General features: G+C 37.9%; 1 protein-coding gene and 1 pseudogene. Both read left to right on the top strand.

What is annotated here, in order from left to right:
- Positions 1–190, top strand: a pseudogene (locus RT405_RS00045) (ABC transporter ATP-binding protein); the annotation flags it as partial.
- A complete protein-coding gene (locus RT405_RS00040) occupies positions 187–1,965 on the top strand; it encodes an ABC transporter ATP-binding protein (RefSeq protein ID WP_313466673.1) in 1,779 nt (592 codons plus the stop codon). The pseudogene RT405_RS00045 and the gene RT405_RS00040, both read left to right, overlap by 4 nt.
- Positions 1,966–2,247 lie beyond the last annotated feature (282 nt).

Here is a 2,247-nt window from a genome sequence, read left to right as displayed (position 1 = left end):
AGCTGAAACTCAAGAAGCTTCTGTATTGATTGTTGCTCAGCGTGTGGGTTCTATCCGGCATGCAAATAAAATAATTGTCTTGGATAAAGGAAATGTGGTAGCTCAAGGAACGCACGAAGAGTTATTAAAGACTTCAGATATTTATTATGCGATTGCAGCTTCGCAATTGACGAAGGAGGAGTTAGCATGAGAGGATCGGTAGTGGCCATTCGTCGCTTATGGAATTACATCAAGCCATATAAAGTAGGCTTTTTTGCAGCTATCTGTCTGACGATGCTTTGTATGTTAATGAATGCTTTACAACCGTTTATTATTGGTTTAGCTTTAACGGAAGTAGGTAATAATGTAGCAGATATATTGAAAGGAATACCGGGAGCGAAAGTCAACTTTGCATATGTTCGTCAAATTATTTATGTCATGTTAGGAGTAGCGGGTATTTATCAGATAACGTTGTATACTTCTTCTTATATTATGACTAACGTTGTCCAACATACAATGCGTGACTTGCGGAATGATATAGAAGGAAAAATCAATCGATTACCTGTTGCCTATTTTGACCGTAACCAACAAGGGAATATTTTAAGCCGGGTAACCAATGACGTGGATGCGGTCAGCAATGCTATGCAGCAAAGTTTGATCCAAATCGTAAATTCGATTATGGGGATTATTTTCGCTGTTGCGATGATGTTGTATTTATCTGTACCATTAGCAGCTATTATATTATTGATGATTCCAACGTCTTACGCGATTTCTAAATTTATTATTCGCAAATCACAACCTTATTTTATTGAACAGCAAGATGCGTTAGGAGCGATGAATGGACACGTACAAGAAAGCTTCAGCGGTTTTTCCGAAATAAAATTATATGGAAAAGAAAAAGATAAATTAGAAGAGTTTAAAGTTATTAATCAGCGCTTAAACAAGTTTGGATTTAAAGCAGCTTTTGTATCCGGTATAATGAGCCCTTTAATCGGGCTTGTCACTAATTTGGTCTATTTTGGAGTAGCAGTGATTGGTGGGCTATTTGTTATCCAAGGCACCCTTTCTTTAGGGAACTTACAAGCGTTCACTCAATACATTTGGCAAATCAACCAACCTTTATCACAAATTACACAATTATCGGGTGTGCTACAGAGTGCTGCGGCTGCAGTCGGCAGGATTTTTGAAATATTAGACGAACCAGAAGAAAAACCTGATGCTATTCGGGTTGATTTACCCGAAACAGTAGCTGGCGATGTCAGCTTTGAGCAAGTAACATTTGGCTATACTAAAAACAAGCCTTTGATAAAAGACTTGAATGTTCAAGTGAAAAGCGGACAAATGGTTGCTATTGTCGGACCAACTGGGGCAGGAAAAACAACTTTGATCAACTTATTAATGCGTTTTTATGACGTAGATAGTGGCGCCATCAAAATAGACGGCATTGATACCAAAACAATGTCTCGAAAAGACGTAAGATCGCAATTCGGTATGGTTTTACAAGATGCTTGGCTTTATAATGGTACAATTGCTGATAACATACGATTTGGAAAATTAGACGCTACTGAATACGAAGTAGTTGATGCGGCCAAAACTGCGAATGTTGACCATTTTGTTCGTACATTGCCAGACGGATACAATATGGTATTGAACCAAGAAGCATCCAACATCTCATTGGGGCAAAAACAATTATTGACGATTGCACGTGCAATCATTTCCGATCCCAAAATTTTAATTTTGGATGAGGCAACTAGTTCAGTCGATACCCGATTAGAAGCTTTGATCCAAACAGCAATGAAAAAAGTCATGGAAGGCCGGACAAGTTTTGTCATTGCTCACCGACTGTCAACAATTCGCGATGCTGATTTGATTCTAGTAATGGATCAAGGAGAAATCGTGGAACAAGGCAATCATCAAGAGCTATTGAATAAAGGCGGATTTTATGAGAAGCTGTATAATAGTCAATTTAAACAAGCAGAAGAGTAAAATTAAAGAGTGAGACAAAACGCGTGAAAGCCTGAATCTTCTATCTCGCATACCGAAACTACTGGAGGTATGACAAAGTAGACGTTGAGGCTGCGTTTTGGAGCATGTTTTGGAAAAAGATACAGATGCAGCTTAGAGGGTGTCCCTTTTAGGTTAGTCTCTTAATTGTATGTGATAAGTGTGGAAAGGGTTGGTTACAAGTAATGCAAAAGAAAATGATTTTTTTTGATATTGATGGAACTCTCTTAAATGATGAAAAAAAAGTATTGCCTAATACAAAAA

Origin of the sequence: Carnobacterium sp. (assembly GCF_032094055.1) — a bacterium.
GTDB lineage: Bacteria > Bacillota > Bacilli > Lactobacillales > Carnobacteriaceae > Carnobacterium_A.
Note: the sequence above shows the minus strand (reverse complement) of the source record. Positions and strands in the feature narration are given on the sequence as shown.